Genomic DNA, 18824 nt, shown 5'->3' on the forward strand with positions numbered 1-18824 from the left:
TGCGTTTCGAAAAAAGATGGCAATGTACGGCGCATTGATCGCTTTACTGATCCTCTTTTAGGTTTATCTCATCTTTTTTTGATGATGAATAATGGATATATTTGTATCTCTTATGATCCTCTTGAACTGATGGATGCTTTAGATAAAGTTCTTACCCAAACAGATTTGGAGCCTGACGTACGTAAACGGGCCACCGATTTACGAAATAGTCTGCACGAGAATGATAATGACATTCTTATCATTGGAAAACTGAAACAATAACTATAAGTAATCTATAAATTTCGATTGTATCTCTAAATGCTATCAGGCGAATCACTGAAGGTTCTCAAGTATATGTGATATTGATAGATCGTGCAAAATGTCCACGAGGATGATAATCCAATTATTGCCATTTACAAATTGAAAGACTGAAGAATTTTGAATGAGATGCTTTTTAACATATCCTTAATAGAATAACATTCTACGAATAATTCGTATCTTGCAGTATGCTTTGTGCAAAGTAGTTTTTTACTTTCAGCCAACATCTATTTTTATATGAAGACAAGATACCTTTTATACCCGCTTCTCTTTCTTTTTTCGGTTGCAATGTCTGCATCCTGCTCTTCATCTGTACCCAAAGAGGGGGATATAATAAAAGATTCTACTTTCCGTTCTGTCGATTTGCACATGGTGGAGAAAGCAGAAGGGACAGTGATGTCTTTGAGTGATTTAGTGGAGTCATATGAAGTCATTAAATTAGAGAATAGGGATGAGGCTCTTGTTAAAACTTATCCGTTTGGGATCTTTGTGACAGATAATTATATCTTGCTGAATCCAGACGCTATATCTCCTATTAAGTTGTTTACGCGTAAAGGTCAATACGTGGCGGATATTGGTGGTATAGGACAGGGTCCTGGAGAGTACAAAACGATACATTCCTGTATGATAGATGAAAAGCAAAAACGTATTTACTTAGGTGCAGGAAGAGCAAATAAAATACTTACTTATGACCTGAAGGGGAATTATCTGTCAGATGAAGCTATCCATTTCAAGGAAATAGTACATAAGCCTTGTATTTGGATGGACCATGATAAAAAGCATGTAACTGTAGTGGGTTTGCCATTTTCTGAGAATGAGAACTCCAATTTTGCAATTAGTAACAATGTGTGCTGGGTGCAAAATAGGGAGGGTGATATCGTGCATCGGATTCCTGTAAATCATTACGGTTTAATTGGAGATTACAGTAATGGCTTAGTGGCATGTCGGAATGTGGATGCGATTTCTTTTTCTATTTTTGAAGACCCCATGTTGCGTACTCGTCCTGATACTTTGTATCACTATGATGCAGTAAAGAATATAATAACTCCATGCTTTACAATAGATCATGTTGTTTCTGAAAATCAAAGTGCTTGCACTGTTTTATATGAAACTTCAAGGAGTTATTGGGCGCAAGTTACTTTATATCCTAATAATCTTTCCTCAAGTGTTTCTTCTGTTCGTTTACCAGCCTTTAATGTTTGCGTTTCGAAAAAAGATGGCAATGTACGGCGCATTGATCGCTTTACTGATCCTCTTTTAGGTTTATCTTATCCTTATTTGGTAATGCAGAACGGTTATGTCTGTATCTCTTACGAACCTCTTGGACTGATGGATGCTTTAGATAAAGTTCTTGCCCAAACAGATTGGGAGCCTGACGTACGTAAACGGACCACCGATTTACGAAATAGTCTGCACGAAAATGATAATGACATTCTTATCATTGGAAAACTGAAACAATAACTATTAGTGACCTATAAATTATCATCATCTGAAGTTTGATTCTATCGTATAGTCTTTCACGATGTTATCTTTTTGAATGAAAATACTGAGCGGAAATAAATATTTCGTATATTGCAAAATACTTTCTTATTATAAAAATACTGAATGTAGTATCTTATAATAATCGGTTAGTTAAAACTAAATCTATTGGTATGATGATTAAAATCGTGTTCATATTGGGCTTTTTCATTCTATTTGGGTGTTCCTCAAAAACCTCAGGAGATTTGCGTTCTCTCAAAGAAGGTTCAGATAGTGTAGCAAAAGAAATCCCAACGGTCTTTTATATTGATAAAAATCAGTCTTACGAAAAGAAGAGTATTGATGTGCATACTCTTGCTGAAGTTGTAGATTACATTCCTTTAGAGACACCGGACGATGGTCTGATACCCAAATCAGATACTCGTGTAGAGTCCATCCTTGCAACTGCCACTGAGGTTTTCATAGTTTCATTAAACAAGATATTTCGTTTTGGACGAAATGGAAAATTTCTAAATACTATCGGACGGATTGGTGAGGGACCGCAAGAGTATGTGACATTGATAGATATGGTTCTGAATCGTACAAAGAAAGAAGTTATAATTTATGATGGTGGTAAACAGTCGTTGATGATTTATGCTTATGATGGTAGCTTTTTGCGTAGTATACCTTTGAATCCTAATTGGGCTGTGCGGATCGGATTATTGGACGAGAAGACAATTTGTGCAGTAAATGTGCCGAATAAGAATGTTCCTGGCTTCTTCTTGATTTCTTTGGAGAATGGGAAAATGATAGAAGCCCTTTCCAAGCCCTATCCGGCACGTAGTGGAATCAGTAGTCTGATATTAGGAATTATGTCCACTCCCAGATCGGATGGAAGTTCTGTTTTTTTTAACTCTATGTTGACTGATACACTTTTTGCTATTAATACTCATTCACGTGACCCCCGTTATATTCAGTTGCCGCCTAACAATGTTGTAGGTTCTGGCAAGTGCGGAGACTGTTCGAGTCCACATTTAATATTCGAAACAGATGCCTATGCTAATGTTGTAATTTTCGAGAATACTCCCCCCGCCAAGTCTTATTTTATTGATAAGAAAAAGCAAAAGATATATAGAGGAGTTATGTGTGATGGACAGTCAGGCGGAAAGCTTATACAATTGATAAATACCGGTGGAAAGAATGAAATTGCCACTTTATATCAACCTTTTTGGTTGAAAGAGCAATTAGGGGCCGGACTACTTTCCGGAAGATTAAAAGAAATAGCACAAAATGTCCACGAGGATGATAATCCAATTATTGCCATTTACAAATTGAAAGACTGAAGAATTTTGAATGAGATGCTTTTTAACATATCCTTAATAGAATAACACTCTACGAATAATTCGTATCTTGCGGTATGCTTTGTGAAAAGTAGTTTTTTACTTTCAGCCAAAATCTATTTTTATATGAAGACAAGATACCTTTTATACCCGCTTCTCTTTCTTTTTTCGGTTGCAATGTCTGCATCCTGCTCTTCATCTGTACCCCAAGAGAGGGATATAAAAGAAGGTTCCGCCTTTTACGCTGTCGATTTACTGGAGATAGAGAAAATAAAGGGTGAGGAAATGTTGTTTTCTGATTTGATAGAATCATTGGAAGTTATTAAGTTGGATGGCAGAGAAGAGGCATTGGTTGCCACTTATCCCTTTGGTATCGATGTTTCAAGCAATTATATCTTAATAGAGCCGGATGGCGTTTCTGCTTTGAAATTATTTACTCGTAAGGGACGATATGTGGCTGATATAGGTGGAGTTGGTCAAGGCCCTGGAGAGTATAAATATGCTGTGAATAGATTTCTTGATGAAAAGCAGGGACGTGTGGCTATTGCCGAGAATCAAAAAATGTTATTTTTTGATCTTAAAGGCCGATTTTTATCGGAAGAGAGTATTTCATTGCCGGAAACGATAACGAAGAGTTCCATTTGGATAGATTTGGAAAATGAAAAAGCTGTAGTGGTCGTTCTTCCCTTTGCTGATATAGGAAATCCAAAAGCACCGATCAGTAAGAATCTATGCTGGGTACAAGATTTTAAGGGGAATATCTTGCAAAAAATATCTGCTGTAAATTATGCGATTATGCCGGATTATAGTAATGAAGTATTGGCTCCCCGGAATGTTGATGCCTATTCTTTTTCCCTTTGTCAGGTTGTCGGGCGTACACGCCCTGATACTCTATATCACTATGATATTGCTAATAATGTATTGAAACCTTATTTTACTTTGGATAATGTAATGCAGGAGGATAAATATATTGTAACGTCATTGTATGAGACTCCGGAATATTATTGGAGTAGAGTAACTATTGGACCGGCTAAAGTGCCATCAGATGGTTCTCCCGTTCGTATGACTGTATTTAATGTTCGTGTTTCTAAAAAAGATGGTAGTGTGAAGCGCATTGATCGTTTTACAAATGACTTTTTGGGACTTTCTTATCCTTCCTTGACTATGCGCAACGGTTATGTCTGTATCTCTTATGATCCTCTTGAACTGATGGATGCTTTAGATAAAGTTCTTGCCCAAACTGATTTAAAGCCTGAAATACGTAAGCGAGCCACTGGTTTGAGAAATAGTTTGCACGAAAATGATAATGACATTCTTATGATTGGGAAACTTAAATCCAACTATTAGTAACCTATAAATTATCGTCCTATGAAGTTAGATTATATCGCATTGTTTTTGATATTGTTTTTTCTTACTGCTTGTGGCAGCAAGCCTTCTTCTCCGGATATGATGGATGATAACGCTTTACCGACTGAGGAAACCTTTAAAGACATTGATCTTGCTAACAACCTAAAAGATTGCGGCAAGCCTTTACTGCTGAGTGACATCGTAAAAGATGTGGAGTATGTGAAGCTGGAAACGCAGGATAGTATATTAGTCGGTGATATAAATCAGTTAAAGCGGACGGAGAAGTTTGTCTTTATTCATTCAAGAAATCAGAACCATGTCATGATGTTTGATACTTCGGGAAAGTTTATCCGTAAAATCGGTCGTGTAGGTCAGGGCCCCGGAGAGATAGCTAATATTCGCTTTTTCACAGTCAGTGACAGTTTGGTATTTATTTATCCGTTCAGCCGTAATGGCAGCCTGACAGTCTATGATATGCGGGATAATATCTTTGTAAAAGAAATTTCTTTAAAATGGCCGAATTTTTATAGTGGGGCCATTGATGTGATGGGAGATTGTTTGGTTTATTATCCCGGTACTGTTCCTAATGGAAATGAAAAAATCTTTGTAAGTGCCTGTGTTGTGAATGGAGAGGGGAAGACATTGATGGAGCAAATCCCTTACTTGTCTTCTGAAGCTAAAGAACTTATAGGTTTGTCTTCTGATCCTTCTTGGCTCTATCGTGGAAGAAGTAATGTTTATTCGTTTATTAATGATACGATCTACGGCATTACTTGTGATTCTATCTTTCCCCGTTACCATCTTTCTCTTGGAAAATATAAATTGCCTTCCGGAAGATATGATCCTACTCATGATTATGGTTGGGGAGATTTTGTTCTGATGCAAAGTGTTTATGAAACTAAAGAGTTTCTTTTTTTTAAATTTTGGTTTAATAAAAAGATGTGGTTCAGTCGATACGATAAAAAAACGGAGAAGATCGACTCTTGGGAGCAGACTCCTTTTAAAGCTCATTATTGGGTGATACTCGATGCACCGGAGATAACGAATGATATTGACGGCTCTCAATCGTCCAAAGACTTCTATAGTGCAGGTGAAAATAGTTTTTACTTTAAAATCACTTTGGATAATTTGGATCAGGTAAGGCGCAATGTTACTGAAGCTAAGGTCAAGTTCCCTGAGAAGCAGGCCGAACTGCTGAAGCTTCTTGATGAAATGGGCGAGGATGATAATCCGATTATTGCTTTCTATAAATTGAAAGACTAAAGTTACTTACGGGAAAAACTCTTATAAGAATACTGAATGTGCTGTTCATGTTTTGAAGGATTAGATTACGATGTTAATTAGTGATTTTTCATAAACGATATGAATTAATGATATGTATAAGTCTTTGAGTTGTATATTAGGTCTGTTTTGTATCTTTATTGCTTGCCAGAGCAGGAAGAACAATGATCAATCATCTGTTGCCAGTGATACGCAGTTCCACGTAGAGGCCTTTCGTGAAATTAATTTAGCTGATCATCTTTCCGACTGTGGTGAAGAGCTGTCGATGAGTCTGTTTATAGAGGATGTGGAATATATTAAACCTGAAACAACCGATCAATCGCTGATAGGCTATATTTCTAAAATACAATTAACTCCTCACTTCCTTTTTGTAAAGAGTGATGGAGAGAATTCTTTAATAAAAATGTTTAGTAGAGATGGAACTTATATTCGTTCACTCGGAAAGTTGGGACAAGGGCCGGAAGAAACAAATACAATACTTGGTTTTTCAGCTACGGATAGTCTTGTATATGTAAAAGCTGCTTATCGTAGTGGTTTTTTTGTATATCGGGTACATGATAATCAATTTATTCAAAAGATAGTTCCGTCCAAAGATTTTGAGGCATTGATGAGTGCATCTGCTGATTTTGATCTTTTGAATAATAACATTGTTTGTTATCCTGGTTTTATACCGGAAGGTCAACTCTTTCCTCAATATGTTTCTACTGTTTGTATTGTAGGAGCTGATGGTACTGTTGTGACAAATCAAAGCCCTTATCTCGGATCGAGTTTTTATACGAATTGTCCTCAGTTTGTGATGATTGATAGACCACGGCATTGGTTTTATGATAATTCCTATAATGCTTATTCTGTAATTAACGATACAATCTATGGAGTAAGTCTGGACTCCATCTTTCCCCGTTATCATTTAAATTTGGGACGGTATAAGTTACCTGTTTCCGAGTATCAAATAAGTCGGCAAAGCAGGCGAGAAAACTATATCTTAATGATGGCTATCGCAGAGACCAAAGATTTTTTGTTGCTTACTTATGTTTATGGAAAAAGGTGGTGGTATAGTTTCTTCAATAAGCAAACGGGAGATGTGAAGAGTTGGAGCCAATCTTCTGATAAGATAGGTGGTTGGTTTGCACTATATACTCCCGGGATAACAAATGACATAGACGGTGGTGTTAATATGGGCGGATTCCGCTATATTGATGATCGACATGTTTATTCGATTATTGATGTAGTTCAGGTAGATAAACTGAAGGCAACGATAAAAGATGCCAAAGTTAAATTCCCGGAGAAGAAAGTCGAATTAATGCGTCTTCTTGATGAAATGGGAGAAGATGACAATCCGATTATTGCCATTTACAAGTTAAAAAATTGAAGGGGAGCTATGATGGGCTGGTCTGGCAAAAGACTACTTAATTATGAGATAGCAGTAAATAGGCATGTATTGCGAATAAATACATCAGATTAAGCACCTTTCTTAGTTGTTAAATTGGCGAGTATCTCTTTTATGTCCTGTTTGCGAATTTATTAGAATATAGAGTTTTTTAAAACTCTATTATATTAAAAATCAGTTAGTTTACTCTATTTGTTTTGGGCGATTAGAAGAGCTGTTTTAACACACTGTTAAAGCAAGTCTTTTGATGATAAGGAACAGCTCTTTTAAATGCAAAAGACTTGTTCTTTGCATCCGAGAATAGAATGCTCTAAAAAATAGCATTAACAATGTTAATTGGGATGACAGTCTGGGACTATATGAAATCTGTTTGTTTGATTATTACTGATGGCTGTTTTCTATTCTTTTCTGGAAAGCGTTTAAATATGCCTTATTGTGCTATTTTAACTTTTGGCTTTGCTTTTAATGACATGTATGATATTAATGACTTTTATTTAGTCGATATTTGTAATATATCTTTGAGAACGAAAATATATACATTAGATTTCTGAATAACTATACTTTTTTGTGTTAAAACATAGAATTAAATATCATCTTTACGAGTATTGAAAGGGTCTATTATGGTATGAAACGATATAGAAGCGGAATCTGAAAAGCTAAAAGAGTAAGAGTAATTTTGTATTGTTTACTTATGAAAAAATTAAAGAAATTAACATTGAAGAAAGAAACGATCGCGAAATTGGATCAACAAAATCTATCTGATTTAAAAGGAGGATATACGACTTCAACCGTATGTGGTAATCCAACTACTGAAACAGTTGCTTGCCTTACACGAGGAAATTGTGATATTCCAACTATTGGTCATGATGATGGTCCAAATTGTCTAAGTAAGAGTGATTCTTGGTGTTGGTGTTATGGTATTTAATAAAGTTCCTTAGAGTAGGCCGTTGTCTATTCTAAGGAGCTTTTATTTTTCCTTTTACTTGGAATTATGAAAAACATAAAGAAAAGATATGTATTTATTCTAATATTGGTAGGTTTACTTGTAATTCCTATTTATAAATATGTTCGATGGTTGAATTTTTGTTATAGGTTTAGCTCGGAAATAAATTTATATACTGATTCTATATTTAAAGAAAAAAAAAGAATAGATAGCTTTGTGCCAACAGTCTTTGATGCTAATGCCCGCTTGTTTTATTTGTGTAAAATTTGGGGATTTATAAAGTATTACCGTGAAGATGCCCGTCTTTCTGTTAGTCAAATGGATAGCCTGTTACTTGCTAATATTCCCAGGGTGAAAAGGGCGGATTCTAAGGATAAATATTGTGCAATATTGGATAGTCTGATTGAATACCCAGCGATTTCTCAATCGAAAAATAAAAATCCATATCCTGATTTAAATGATTATGTCTTAATAAATAACGAATGGATGGATGATACTATATGTCTCGATTATAGAATTAAGAAAAAACTTGAAGCCATGTTTTATTCTCACTCCGGACGTAGAAATCGCTTTGTTTTTAATAAATCTATCGGTAACATTGCCCTAATTGATGAATTGGAATATGCCTCTTTCCCTAAAAGAGATATGCGTTTGGTTGGACTCTTTCAATATTGGAATTTGATAAACTATTTTTATGTTTATAAAAATAGTATTGAGGGTGACTGGGACCGAATCTTATATGAGTCTATACCACTTTTCGAAAAAGCGGATTTGCCCAAGAAATATCATTTGGAAATATATCGATTAACCAATCGGCTACGTGACACCCATGCTTCTTATCCGGCAACAATTGATGGACTTGTATTTGGCCCCTATCGACCTAATTTCAGAATGAGTTTGATTAATGATACATTTGTAATCAATCAAATCCGGATTCCGGCTTACGATAAAGGTGCTTTTGAAATCGGTGATATTGTTTTGAAAGTTGACGGACGGGATATTCATCAGTTAGCTGATAGCCTAAAGGAATTTGTTTGTGGAGGAAACTATTGGTCTGACCAAATGTTTATTTGTAATGCTATTTTGTCTCAATATGATTCTGCTACTGTATTCACGTTGCTTAGAGATGGGGAGACTTTAAGAACTAAATCAGACAACTATTCTGCATACGATTTATTTCAAAAAGAAAGACTAATTGATAGGAATAATGAAAAGCTTCCATTGTATCATTGGGTAAATGATAGTATTGCATATTTGAATTTACGTTCCGCTTCTGTTGATAATATTTATGATAATTATGATGCCATTAAAACTGCATCTGCCATTATTCTAGATTTGAGATCTTATCCTTATACCGATATAATTTCGCCATTAACTAAAATGTTTGTTCCTCCCAACTCATTTTTTGCTTATTCAACATATTCGGATACTCGTTTTCCAGGTATGTTGAGGTATCACCGATCTTCTTCCAGCAAAATAGGTAGTGAGAACTATTATAAAGGTCGAATTATAATTTTAGTCAATGAATGGACACGAAGTTTCTCTGAATATTTAACGATGGCTTTACAAGTTAATCCACGTTCAATAACGGTTGGCAATTCAACTTCGGGGTCTGATGGCAATGTTTCACTTTTTACATTTCCTGGAAAGGTGCTAACTACTTATTCTGGGATAGGGATTTATTATCCGGATTTTTCTCCAACTCAACGAGTTGGAGTACGTATTGATTGTATTGCAGAACCTAGTATTCAAAGTATTAAAGATAGAATTGATGTTGCGTATGAAAGGGCTGTTATTATCGCAAAAGGTGGAACTAACTAGACTTTTGCAATTAAAACTTGATGATATAATTCAATATTTGCTTAATGTTAACGACGAACATTGTACATCCCCAGGACTATTGACAGGTAATGCAGGGATAGCTGTCCTTCTATTTCATTATTCAAAGTATAAAGAAGACGAATTATATGCAGATAAAGCTATGGAGTTTTTATCTCGCTCTGTAGATGGTATGAACGATTATTTTTATCCTGCTTTTTGTGGTGGTATCAGTGGAATTTGTAGTGCCGTTTTGCATTTGGTTAATGAAGGTTTTATAGATCAAGAGAATATTGAATTAATTGAAAAATTTGATAATTACTTGTGTGAACAAGCTTTGTTTGAATCTTCAAATAATTATTTTGACTTTTTACATGGCTCTATAGGAGTGTCTAATTATTTGTTGCGTAGATCGGCTAAAATAAGTGTTTTAGAAGTGCTTAAGCAGGTTGTTGAAATATTGAATTATAGTAAGATAATTGTGAATGATACATATACCTGGGAATATAAAATTGGTAATAAATATAATATTGGATTAGCTCATGGGATGTCTGGAACCAGTCTGTTTTTATCGAATGCGTGTAAGTTGGGGATATGTGATCCAGTAATTTCTCAGTTGTTGGAAAAGAGTACATGGTTTATTCTGTCTCAAGAAATAAAGAATAATAATAGTATATCATTATTTCCTACTTTTGCTTTACCTCAATATACTTTTCGTCAATATCCCGTTGAAAGTCGACTTGGTTGGTGTTATGGTGATTTAGGTGTTGCTTTAGCTCTTTGGAAATATTCTCAGGTTACAAAAAATACTGTTGTAGGGAATAAGGCAATTGAGATTTTTAAGTTTTCGGCAAATCGAAAAGACTTAGAAGATAACTATGTAATTGATGCGAGTATATGTCATGGTACTGCTGGAATAGCCTTAATCTTTAAAAAAATGTATCAAGAAACTCATTTGGATATTTTTAGGGAAACTTCATTATATTGGTTAAGTGAAACTTTAAATATGTCAAAGTATGAGGATGGTATTGTTGGTTATAAATCAGACGGAGAAAAAAAATCTTTGGATTTATTGAATGGTGTTGCAGGCATAGGCTTGGTTATATTATCCTTTTTATCAGAACAGGATATGTCTTGGGAAGATTTACTTTTATTGGATTGAAATGTATAGATGTTTTAATAATTTTGTGTTGCGCACTCCTTTATGCTATTTTGATTGTGTGAGGGATAATTGGATTGTAAAAGTACAGGACAAGTTAGTCTTGGAGTCAATATATTTAGCATCGCCAATTCTTTATGACGAATTATGTAAGTTGTTGGATGGTAGTATCGATAAAGGGAAAGAATATAATCGGATCAGATATTCTATAGAACGTTATTTATGTCGAATGATGACTCGTTGTACTCCTTTTGGTTTATTTGCAGGCTGTAGTATAGGAGAGATTGGAAGTGAGACAAGTATTCAAGTAGACAATTCTTTGAAACGGAAAACAAGATTGGATATGTATTATTTGTCTTTGTTATATAACACTTTGCTGAGACACAGCTCTATTTCTGAAGGCATTTATTATTATCCTAATAATAGTTTATATCGTTTAAAGCATAAATATCGTTATGTAGAATGTTTCCATACGGATGGAAATCGTAAATATCAATTGCAAGAAATAGATAGTACCTCTTATTTGAATAAAATCTTGAAATTATCTTCTAATGGAATTAAGTTGAATGAACTTATTGCGAGTCTGGTGTGTGATGAAATAACAAATGAAGAGGCTCGGCACTATGTACATGAGTTGATTAATTCGCAAATACTTGTTGGGGAACTATATCAATCATTAACTGGTGATGACTATTTTAAACGTATTATTAGCCTACTTGAATCAACGAATTGCGAAGTTTCCTTGTTAAATAACCTCAAAGGTTTAAAAAGGCGACTGGATTCAATGGATTTGAATGAGAGTGTGGAAATCAGCACATATGCTGAGATTATTAATAATATAAAATTGATAAATGTACCTTATGAAAAACAATATCTTTTCCAAGTTGATATGGTAAAGAATCTATCGCAGTCTATCTTGGGAGAGAAAGTAATTGTAGAATTAAAATCAACTATGGAGTTTCTTAATAAACTAACTCCTTTACGTCAGAATGAGGTGCTGAAGAAGTTCCAAGAAGACTTTTTTTACAGATATGAAGAAAGAGAAGTTCCTTTAATGGAAGTATTAGATCCGGAGTTGGGCTTAGGGTATCCATCTAAAAGTATGGATGGTGATGAAGCTCCTTTGATAGAAGAACTTGAACTGCCATTCCTTAAAAATACCTTAGGAAATGCTTCTATGAGCTCATTGGAGATATTGCTACTTGGCAAGATGGTAGAAACTTTGACGAATGGTGGAAAAGAGATTGTGCTTATAGATAAAGACATTGACGGTACTCCTAATTGGGATGATTTACCATCTACTATGTATACTATGTTTAATATGATTCGTTCAGAGAAAAATGGATTATTAATACAGGCTAATTTCTTTTCAGGTAGTTGTGGAGCCATTCTTTTGTCTCGTTTTGCTCATGTTGATGAAAGAATAAAGGACTTTGTAAAAAATATTGCTTGTAAGGAGCAACAATTGTCGCCTGATAGTATTTTGGCTGAACTAGTTTATTTACCGGAATCTAGGACAGGAAACATTTTGATGCGTCCTCATATTCGTGAGTATGAATTGGCTTATATGTCAGACTCTGATTTACCTAAAGATAAGATGTTATATGTGTCAGATTTATTACTTTCTGTGAGAAATGGGAAGTTGCATCTTCGCTCTAAAAGATTAAATAAAGAGATTGTGCCCCGTTTGACAAATGCGCACAATTTTCGGAGTCATTCAATGCCTGTTTACCGTTTTTTGTGTGACATGCAGCATCCTTATGGCCGTAATTCTTTGTTTTTTAATTGGGGAATTTTAGAAAAACAACTGCCTTTTCGCCCAAGAGTAAGATATAAAAATACAATACTTTCATTAGCTTCTTGGAATATAAAAGTGGTAGATATAAAATATCTTTTTAAAATAGCAGATGAGGCTTTATTGTTAGACGAAATTATACGATGGCGTACACAAATATCACTTCCGGTTTATGTGGTAATGCCAGATGGAGACAATGAATTGTTTATTGATTGGGGTGATCTTGTCAGTGTGAAATCACTTTTTATGATAATAAAGCACCGTGATATTATTAGCTTAAAAGAATTCATTTTCGAGCCAGAAAATGCAGTTGTTAAAGGAGAAAATGGAGTGTATGTAAACGAATGTATTGTTGCATTTTATAAAAGTTAAATATATTGATGGTACAAAGACTTTTTATTCCAGGCAGTGAATGGGTATATGTGAAAATATATACAGGAGCTAAAACAGCTGATAAATTGTTGTCGCATAGTCTATTTCTCTTTATTAAAGAGCTCAAAAGAAACAAACTGATTAAAAAGTGGTTCTTTATTCGTTACGTTGATGAAGATTTTCATTTGAGATTAAGGTTGCTTGCTGAAAAAGAGGATTGTGTAGGAATAATTTTATCTTTATTTGCAAATCGATTTTCGAATTTGATAGAAGATGGAGTGATTTGGAAGATCCAGTTAGATACTTATAATCGTGAGTTGGAACGATATGGAAATTCATTGATTGAAATATCTGAGTCGTTTTTTTGTTTAGATAGCGAATGCGCTTTGTTTGTTGTTAGAAAAATCAATGGCTATTCAGATGAAAATTACAGATGGATGATTGCTTTGAAAATGGTAGATAAATTTATGACAGATATGTTGTTGGATACTATTTCAAAACAGAATCTAACCCAACGGATGGCTGGCTCATTTAAGAAAGAGTTTGGTTTTAATGAGTATAATTCGAAACAGTTGAATTCTCTTTTTCGTTCTAAAAAGAAGGTTGTAGAATCTGTATTAAGAGATGAAATTAATGATAGAAAATTTGCGGACTTATGTTGTTATGTTGAAGAAAGGTCTAAAAAGTTAAAACCTTTGATAGATTTGTTCTATTTGAAAATTAGTAAGGAAGAGAATGTAATTTACTTATTTACAAGTTATATTCATATGATGCTGAATAGATTGTTTTGTTCTAGGAATCGTTTACAAGAGTTGGTTATTTATGATTTTATGAATAGGTTCTATTGTAGTGAGATTGCAAAAGAGAAATATAACAGAAAGTGATTGTAAAATTATGAGCTTGTTGGGAGATTTACTTTGTTTATATAGATTGTTTTTTAGCTATCTATAGTGGATATGATAATTATGTGCTTGATTGTTAGGATTTTTTATTTTAGAAGTGAATTGTTTATGTAAGTGTTTGTTGTAGTCTGAATTTTTTATAGCTTTCTTTATTGTCCTCCCCCCCCCAAAAAAAAAAAAATTTGGGGGACTATCAATGCTGAAATATTTATTATATATTTAAATTTGAGGTTGTATTGTTTATGATGATTTATACCTTTTCTTACTAATATTTCATTGGTTTTAGTTAATAATTTCTAGCTATTTTATTCCATGTTGATATGTATTGTAATAATTCTTGCTTTGTCATGTTCGATATTTTTAAAAATTCACTTCTGTTTTGTATTTCTATTTGCTCATTGTAGAACCGTGAATTTTCATTTCTTGGATGGTATAGATGAAATAATTTACCTTTAGCCCGATATATAGGATATCCCAATATTTCTATTCGTTTTACCCTTTCTGCGTCTTCCGGCCCCCAACCATAGAATTTTTCATTTTCTCCTCCTATATTTAGATATGCCGTCCTGTTTACAAATAGAGCTCCACCTACAGCATATAAACCTTGAGGTAATAGATTTTGAGATTCTTTTTTTAATAGACTAAAAGAACGGCTTGTAATAAAGTTGATAGTTGTTTGAGGTGGGATCATATGAAAATTTCCCTCATATGGAAAACTTAGAATAGCTTTTGACTCACGAATGGCATTGATTGCGATGAGTATTTGCTTTTGTGGGATTATAACATCCGCGTCCCAGATTCCGATAATTTCTGTTTGTGCAATTCTTAACATTAGATTTAAATATTTGGTTCGATGAAATACTGGGTTGGTATCTTTAACGAATTGATATGTGACATTGGCTATTTGAGGCGGGATGTATCGAGGAGTACAATCTCCTTCGGTAATAATGATCCTCGTATTCTGTATTTTGGATAATTCATTTAGTACCATGTCTAAATTTCTTTTTCTTTCATCAGAATCAATTCGAATTGGGATGATAAAAGTAGTACCTTCACATGCTGATAATGGTTTAAGTTGTATCGTTGATATTACTTGGTTATTAATATCTGTTTTAAAAGCAACTTTAGTCTTTTCTGGATATATTTTCATTTTATAGAGTTCATAGAGTTCTGCTCTTATGGATTTATTTAATTTTTGTTTGTTTATTCTACGCATCATACTATCTATTGCATAGATAACGTGCTGTTGAAATATGATTCTATTTTTACTTTCTTTGTAGCCTTGTAATCTTAAACGTGAATATCGCATAATTCCATACCAGTCTATTTTTTTATTACTGCTTTGATAAAGTAATTCATGGACCATGGAATCATCAACTTGAGATAAAATATCATCTTCTTCTCCTTCGACTAGGTTATTTCTTAATAAATAGATAATTCCACAGCCAATACCTAATAATCCATACTCTAATGTAAGAGGAAGTGTTGTAGTGATATTGTTGAACAATTTATCGATTAAGGTATCTGCCAATTTCGCATATTTATGGTTTGACGTGTATTGTGTAAATGTATACAGTCCGATTATTCTACCCATTTTAGGAAATCCCAGATCACTCTCCATTATTGGGAATTGATTTTCTACTTTATATTTATTAGTGAATGTTTTTTGATATTGTTTTCGAATGTGGTAATCTTCTATTATATTTCTTTTTTCATAATATGCATGTATACTTAGAGGAAGTGTGAGAATTTCTATTTTTCCGGCTTCTACTAAGCGGCAATACAGGTTGTAATCTGCAGAATGTTTGTATACTTCATTGTATCCCCTAAGTTTATATATTATGTTTGTCCTTATCATTAGTGAGGAGATTGAAATATGGTTATTCTTTAATAAATGAATTTGTATATCACTGTGTGATACTGGTGTGTATTTTATAAGTTTATTATCTTTATTGTAGAAATTGGATCCTACGGCTATTAATTCATTATGCTGCTCTAAGTAGTCGTATTGAATTTGAAGTTTATTGGATAGAGCTATATGGTTACTTCTTATTATTGTTATATATTTTCCTTTTGCCCGTTTTATTCCGTGGTTGAGAGATGTATAATAGTTACTATGTTGTGTGGTGTTTAGGATAACAATGCGTTCATCATTGCAGGTTTGAATATATTGATTAATCTTTTTATTAGAAGGAGTAGTGATGATAATAAATTCAAATTCACTAAAAGATTGTGATAATATACTTTTGATGGAAGCTTTTGTCTGTTTGCTACTGTTATGTACATGTAGTATGACTGATATTTTTTTATTTGTGTATTTCATAAATAGATTTTTATTAATGAGTTGATTTATCGAGGTTATTATTTTATATAATACCCTTCGTTGGTTATTGTCTCTATTGTAAGATACCCGTATGTTGTTAAATACTTACGAATACTTGAGATTAGATTATTGAGGCTACCGTCTATACCACCGTTACCATTGGGCCATAGTTCGTCCATTATTTGATTACGGCTTAGCACTCTTCCTTTATTTAAGTATAATAGCTTAAATAGGATAACTTCTTTGTTTGAGAACCTGGCGATTTTTGCTGTTTTGAAAAAAAAGTCTCGTGTGATTAAATTTAGTCTATACCCTTCTTTGGTCAGAAACCATTCTTGTGGATTTGGTAGTAGTTTGTTTATATAGGCTTCTAATTCATCAATATCGAGAGGCTTCTTGATATAATGTTCTCCTCCTGCTTCTATGGCTCTTTTTATTTCAGATCCTTGTGTATGTGATGAAATGAATATCACCGGGACTTGTGGAAGTATCTTTTTAAGTTCAGGCAAAAAGTCGATGCTATTCTTATTGCCAATTTTCACATCTAATATTATAATATCCGGTGTCCATTCATTTATTAAACTTTTTATTTCTTTTAAAGAGTTCAAAGATTCTACCTCATATCCATTTTGTTTCAGTATATAAGTATATGTTTGGGTTATAAGTCCATCGTCATCTACTAATAGAATTTTCTTTTTCATATATTAATTATTAATTGATTGGTAATTTTATTAGAAAAGTTGTTCCTTTCTGGGAATTATTCTTTAGGCTGATGCTTCCATGGTGTGCTTCAATTATCTTTTTTACGTATGCTAAGCCAATTCCATAACCATCATTTTTCCGCGAATTCGGAGTTTGATAGAATTGATTGAATATTTTTTTATGCTCTTTTGCGGGTATTCCATATCCGTCATCACTAATGTCAATGTATAATTCGCTGAGTGATGCTGATAGAGTTATATCTATTTGAGTATTATTATCGGAGTATTTTAATGCATTTTCGATCAAATTGGTAAACACACTACTAATTCCAATTTCATCGACATAAATATTAGTTTCTTTTAGGTGATTGTTGACTTTGATATTGAATTGTTTGTTGATAAAGCACAATTTGATATCTTCGATAACCTTATAAATAATTTGGATTATATTTATTTCCTTTCTATTTATAACTATCTCTTGTTTCTGGCTTTTGGCCACTAATAGTAATGATTCAATAATATTTCCTAATCGCTTAATGCGTGCTTTTCCGCTTTTTAATAATTCTAGTTTATCTTTATTTTCTTCAACTTGTGCAAAGTAAAGCAATATAGCGTAAGTGGCATTTAAAGGTGACTTTAAATCGTGAATAACCCCATTAATGGCGGCAGCGCGTTTATATAATAAATTGTCTCTTCTTCTAATGATAATTAATTGGTATAGTAGACATGCTATAATAAGGATAGCCAGTAGAAAAGAAATAATGAGTGCACTGGCCATTCGGTCTAATATTAAGTTGGGGGGTAAGTTTACCAATAGTTTTAGGCTCTGTAGTGATTTTGCTCCAATAGGTTGTATTGCGCTTAGGATATGGGTATTTTCTGCAAATTGTAAAGTGTCTCCTGAAAAGGAGATGCAGCGTCCTTCGTTATTGTAAAGTATGAATACATGTTGCGTTTGTAACTTCTGTTTTTTAAGTTCTTGTTCGTAAATTGAATCTAAATCGTTGATATTGATGAATTTTCCTTTTGTTATTAATATGGTTTGATAAATTTGGCTGAATATTTCGGCAAAGTTATTACCGACGTTTTGCTGAATTGCATCTGTTAGCTTAATGGTATCCCCTGTATATTCATGTAGCTTTTTTGTAGGAATTACTTTTTTAGGAGTAAATTCATACATTTGTTCTTTGGCTTTGGCAGAGGAACGCATTCCTAGTTCCAATTCTATAGCTAATTGGTATTTTGATAGCATTTGTTCGCTTACATCTTTGCGATATTGTGTGTACATATTCATAAGCCAAAATCCTTGTAATATTAGGATAGCCAAGGTGCCAATGGTTACGACGCAGATTACTATTTTTTGCTTCATCTTATATTTGCTTTTCTCATATTGTAAAGATAGTTTTTGTATTTGATTTTTATGGAAAGAATTATTGTAAACTTTAAGTGATTGTTTTTAAATTTGTATTTATTAACATAATGGTTTGTTTTTCGTGAGATACGTGATGTAAATATGTCTGCTTTTTGTGACCTTTGAAAAAATCTTAAAAACAAATATTATGGATAAATTAACAACAGATGAAATGCAGGTTATTAAAGGTGGAGGAGTATGGGTTGAAATAAATGGTGAATGGATTTGGATTGCTAGTATAAAAGCTTCTGAAGAAGATCCCATAGATTCTCCTAAGTAACTCTATATAA

Annotated in this window: 14 protein-coding genes and 1 pseudogene; 12 read left to right on the forward strand and 3 right to left on the reverse strand. The window is 33.4% G+C overall.

The features are described from left to right. From JZY04_RS15450 to JZY04_RS15500, 11 genes and pseudogenes are all read left to right on the forward strand, one after another. Positions 1-261 (forward strand): annotated as a pseudogene (locus JZY04_RS15450) (6-bladed beta-propeller); the annotation flags it as partial. Between the two features lie 273 nt (positions 262-534). Continuing rightward, the gene (locus JZY04_RS15455; protein ID WP_122142961.1) at positions 535-1758 is read left to right on the forward strand and encodes a 6-bladed beta-propeller; all 1224 of its coding nucleotides are present in this window, start codon (positions 535-537) and stop codon (positions 1756-1758) included. A 191-nt stretch (positions 1759-1949) separates the two neighbouring features. Further along, a complete protein-coding gene (locus tag JZY04_RS15460; protein WP_032529767.1) occupies positions 1950-3098 on the forward strand; it encodes a 6-bladed beta-propeller in 1149 nt (382 codons plus the stop codon). A 123-nt stretch (positions 3099-3221) separates the two neighbouring features. Continuing rightward, a complete protein-coding gene (locus JZY04_RS15465) occupies positions 3222-4442 on the forward strand; it encodes a 6-bladed beta-propeller (protein ID WP_181996448.1) in 1221 nt (406 codons plus the stop codon). Between the two features lie 21 nt (positions 4443-4463). Continuing rightward, complete coding sequence (locus JZY04_RS15470) at positions 4464-5705, forward strand: 6-bladed beta-propeller (protein WP_122142963.1); 1242 nt, start codon at positions 4464-4466, stop codon at positions 5703-5705. Between the two features lie 112 nt (positions 5706-5817). Beyond that, positions 5818-7092, forward strand: a complete 1275-nt coding sequence (locus JZY04_RS15475; protein ID WP_122142964.1) for a 6-bladed beta-propeller — start codon at positions 5818-5820, stop codon at positions 7090-7092. 709 nt (positions 7093-7801) lie between these two features. Continuing rightward, positions 7802-8035 carry a TIGR04149 family rSAM-modified RiPP gene (locus tag JZY04_RS15480; RefSeq protein WP_005782335.1) on the forward strand — a complete coding sequence of 78 codons (234 nt, stop codon included), beginning with the start codon at positions 7802-7804 and terminating at the stop codon, positions 8033-8035. A gap of 66 nt (positions 8036-8101) precedes the next feature. After that, positions 8102-9874, forward strand: coding sequence for a S41 family peptidase (locus JZY04_RS15485; RefSeq protein WP_032541167.1), 1773 nt, complete (start codon positions 8102-8104; stop codon positions 9872-9874). Next, positions 9825-11033: a lanthionine synthetase C family protein gene (locus JZY04_RS15490; protein WP_080715648.1), complete on the forward strand. Its 1209-nt coding sequence runs from the start codon at positions 9825-9827 to the stop codon at positions 11031-11033. The genes JZY04_RS15485 and JZY04_RS15490 overlap by 50 nt, the downstream gene beginning before the upstream one ends. Before the next feature lies 1 nt (position 11034). Then, a complete protein-coding gene (locus JZY04_RS15495) occupies positions 11035-13197 on the forward strand; it encodes a lantibiotic dehydratase family protein (protein ID WP_122142965.1) in 2163 nt (720 codons plus the stop codon). A gap of 8 nt (positions 13198-13205) precedes the next feature. Further along, positions 13206-14081: a thiopeptide-type bacteriocin biosynthesis protein gene (locus JZY04_RS15500; protein ID WP_032541170.1), complete on the forward strand. Its 876-nt coding sequence runs from the start codon at positions 13206-13208 to the stop codon at positions 14079-14081. A gap of 304 nt (positions 14082-14385) precedes the next feature. On the opposite strand, the gene JZY04_RS15505 is transcribed toward JZY04_RS15500, so the two are convergent. From JZY04_RS15505 to JZY04_RS15515, 3 genes are read right to left on the reverse strand one after another with little or no spacing between them, the layout of a single operon-like run. After that, positions 14386-16422, reverse strand: coding sequence for a glycosyltransferase (locus tag JZY04_RS15505; RefSeq protein WP_101603904.1), 2037 nt, complete (start codon positions 16420-16422; stop codon positions 14386-14388). 38 nt (positions 16423-16460) lie between these two features. After that, positions 16461-17123, reverse strand: a complete 663-nt coding sequence (locus JZY04_RS15510) for a response regulator transcription factor (protein ID WP_101603902.1) — start codon at positions 17121-17123, stop codon at positions 16461-16463. 10 nt (positions 17124-17133) lie between these two features. Then, entirely contained in the window at positions 17134-18492 is a 1359-nt protein-coding gene (locus JZY04_RS15515) for a sensor histidine kinase KdpD (RefSeq protein WP_122142967.1), read from the reverse strand. Positions 18493-18682: 190 nt separating this feature from the next. Between JZY04_RS15515 and JZY04_RS21325 the strand changes: the two genes are divergently transcribed. Beyond that, complete coding sequence (locus JZY04_RS21325) at positions 18683-18814, forward strand: hypothetical protein (protein WP_255469918.1); 132 nt, start codon at positions 18683-18685, stop codon at positions 18812-18814. The last annotated feature ends 10 nt before the right edge of the window (positions 18815-18824 follow it).

This window comes from Bacteroides sp. 11BF (assembly GCF_019633765.1).
Lineage (GTDB): Bacteria > Bacteroidota > Bacteroidia > Bacteroidales > Bacteroidaceae > Bacteroides > Bacteroides hominis.

Excerpts from the sequence above, each read along its gene's own strand:
- JZY04_RS21325 (WP_255469918.1), top strand. The coding sequence starts at position 18,683 with ATGGATAAATTAACAACAGATGAAATGCAGGTTATTAAAGGTGGAGGA.
- JZY04_RS15480 (WP_005782335.1), top strand. The coding sequence starts at position 7,802 with ATGAAAAAATTAAAGAAATTAACATTGAAGAAAGAAACGATCGCGAAA.
- JZY04_RS15515 (WP_122142967.1), bottom strand. The coding sequence starts at position 18,492 with ATGAAGCAAAAAATAGTAATCTGCGTCGTAACCATTGGCACCTTGGCT.
- JZY04_RS15475 (WP_122142964.1), top strand. The coding sequence starts at position 5,818 with ATGTATAAGTCTTTGAGTTGTATATTAGGTCTGTTTTGTATCTTTATT.
- JZY04_RS15490 (WP_080715648.1), top strand. The coding sequence starts at position 9,825 with ATGTTGCGTATGAAAGGGCTGTTATTATCGCAAAAGGTGGAACTAACT.
- JZY04_RS15460 (WP_032529767.1), top strand. The coding sequence starts at position 1,950 with ATGATGATTAAAATCGTGTTCATATTGGGCTTTTTCATTCTATTTGGG.
- JZY04_RS15455 (WP_122142961.1), top strand. The coding sequence starts at position 535 with ATGAAGACAAGATACCTTTTATACCCGCTTCTCTTTCTTTTTTCGGTT.
- JZY04_RS15505 (WP_101603904.1), bottom strand. The coding sequence starts at position 16,422 with ATGAAATACACAAATAAAAAAATATCAGTCATACTACATGTACATAAC.
- JZY04_RS15465 (WP_181996448.1), top strand. The coding sequence starts at position 3,222 with ATGAAGACAAGATACCTTTTATACCCGCTTCTCTTTCTTTTTTCGGTT.
- JZY04_RS15495 (WP_122142965.1), top strand. The coding sequence starts at position 11,035 with ATGTATAGATGTTTTAATAATTTTGTGTTGCGCACTCCTTTATGCTAT.
- JZY04_RS15470 (WP_122142963.1), top strand. The coding sequence starts at position 4,464 with ATGAAGTTAGATTATATCGCATTGTTTTTGATATTGTTTTTTCTTACT.
- JZY04_RS15485 (WP_032541167.1), top strand. The coding sequence starts at position 8,102 with ATGAAAAACATAAAGAAAAGATATGTATTTATTCTAATATTGGTAGGT.
- JZY04_RS15500 (WP_032541170.1), top strand. The coding sequence starts at position 13,206 with ATGGTACAAAGACTTTTTATTCCAGGCAGTGAATGGGTATATGTGAAA.
- JZY04_RS15510 (WP_101603902.1), bottom strand. The coding sequence starts at position 17,123 with ATGAAAAAGAAAATTCTATTAGTAGATGACGATGGACTTATAACCCAA.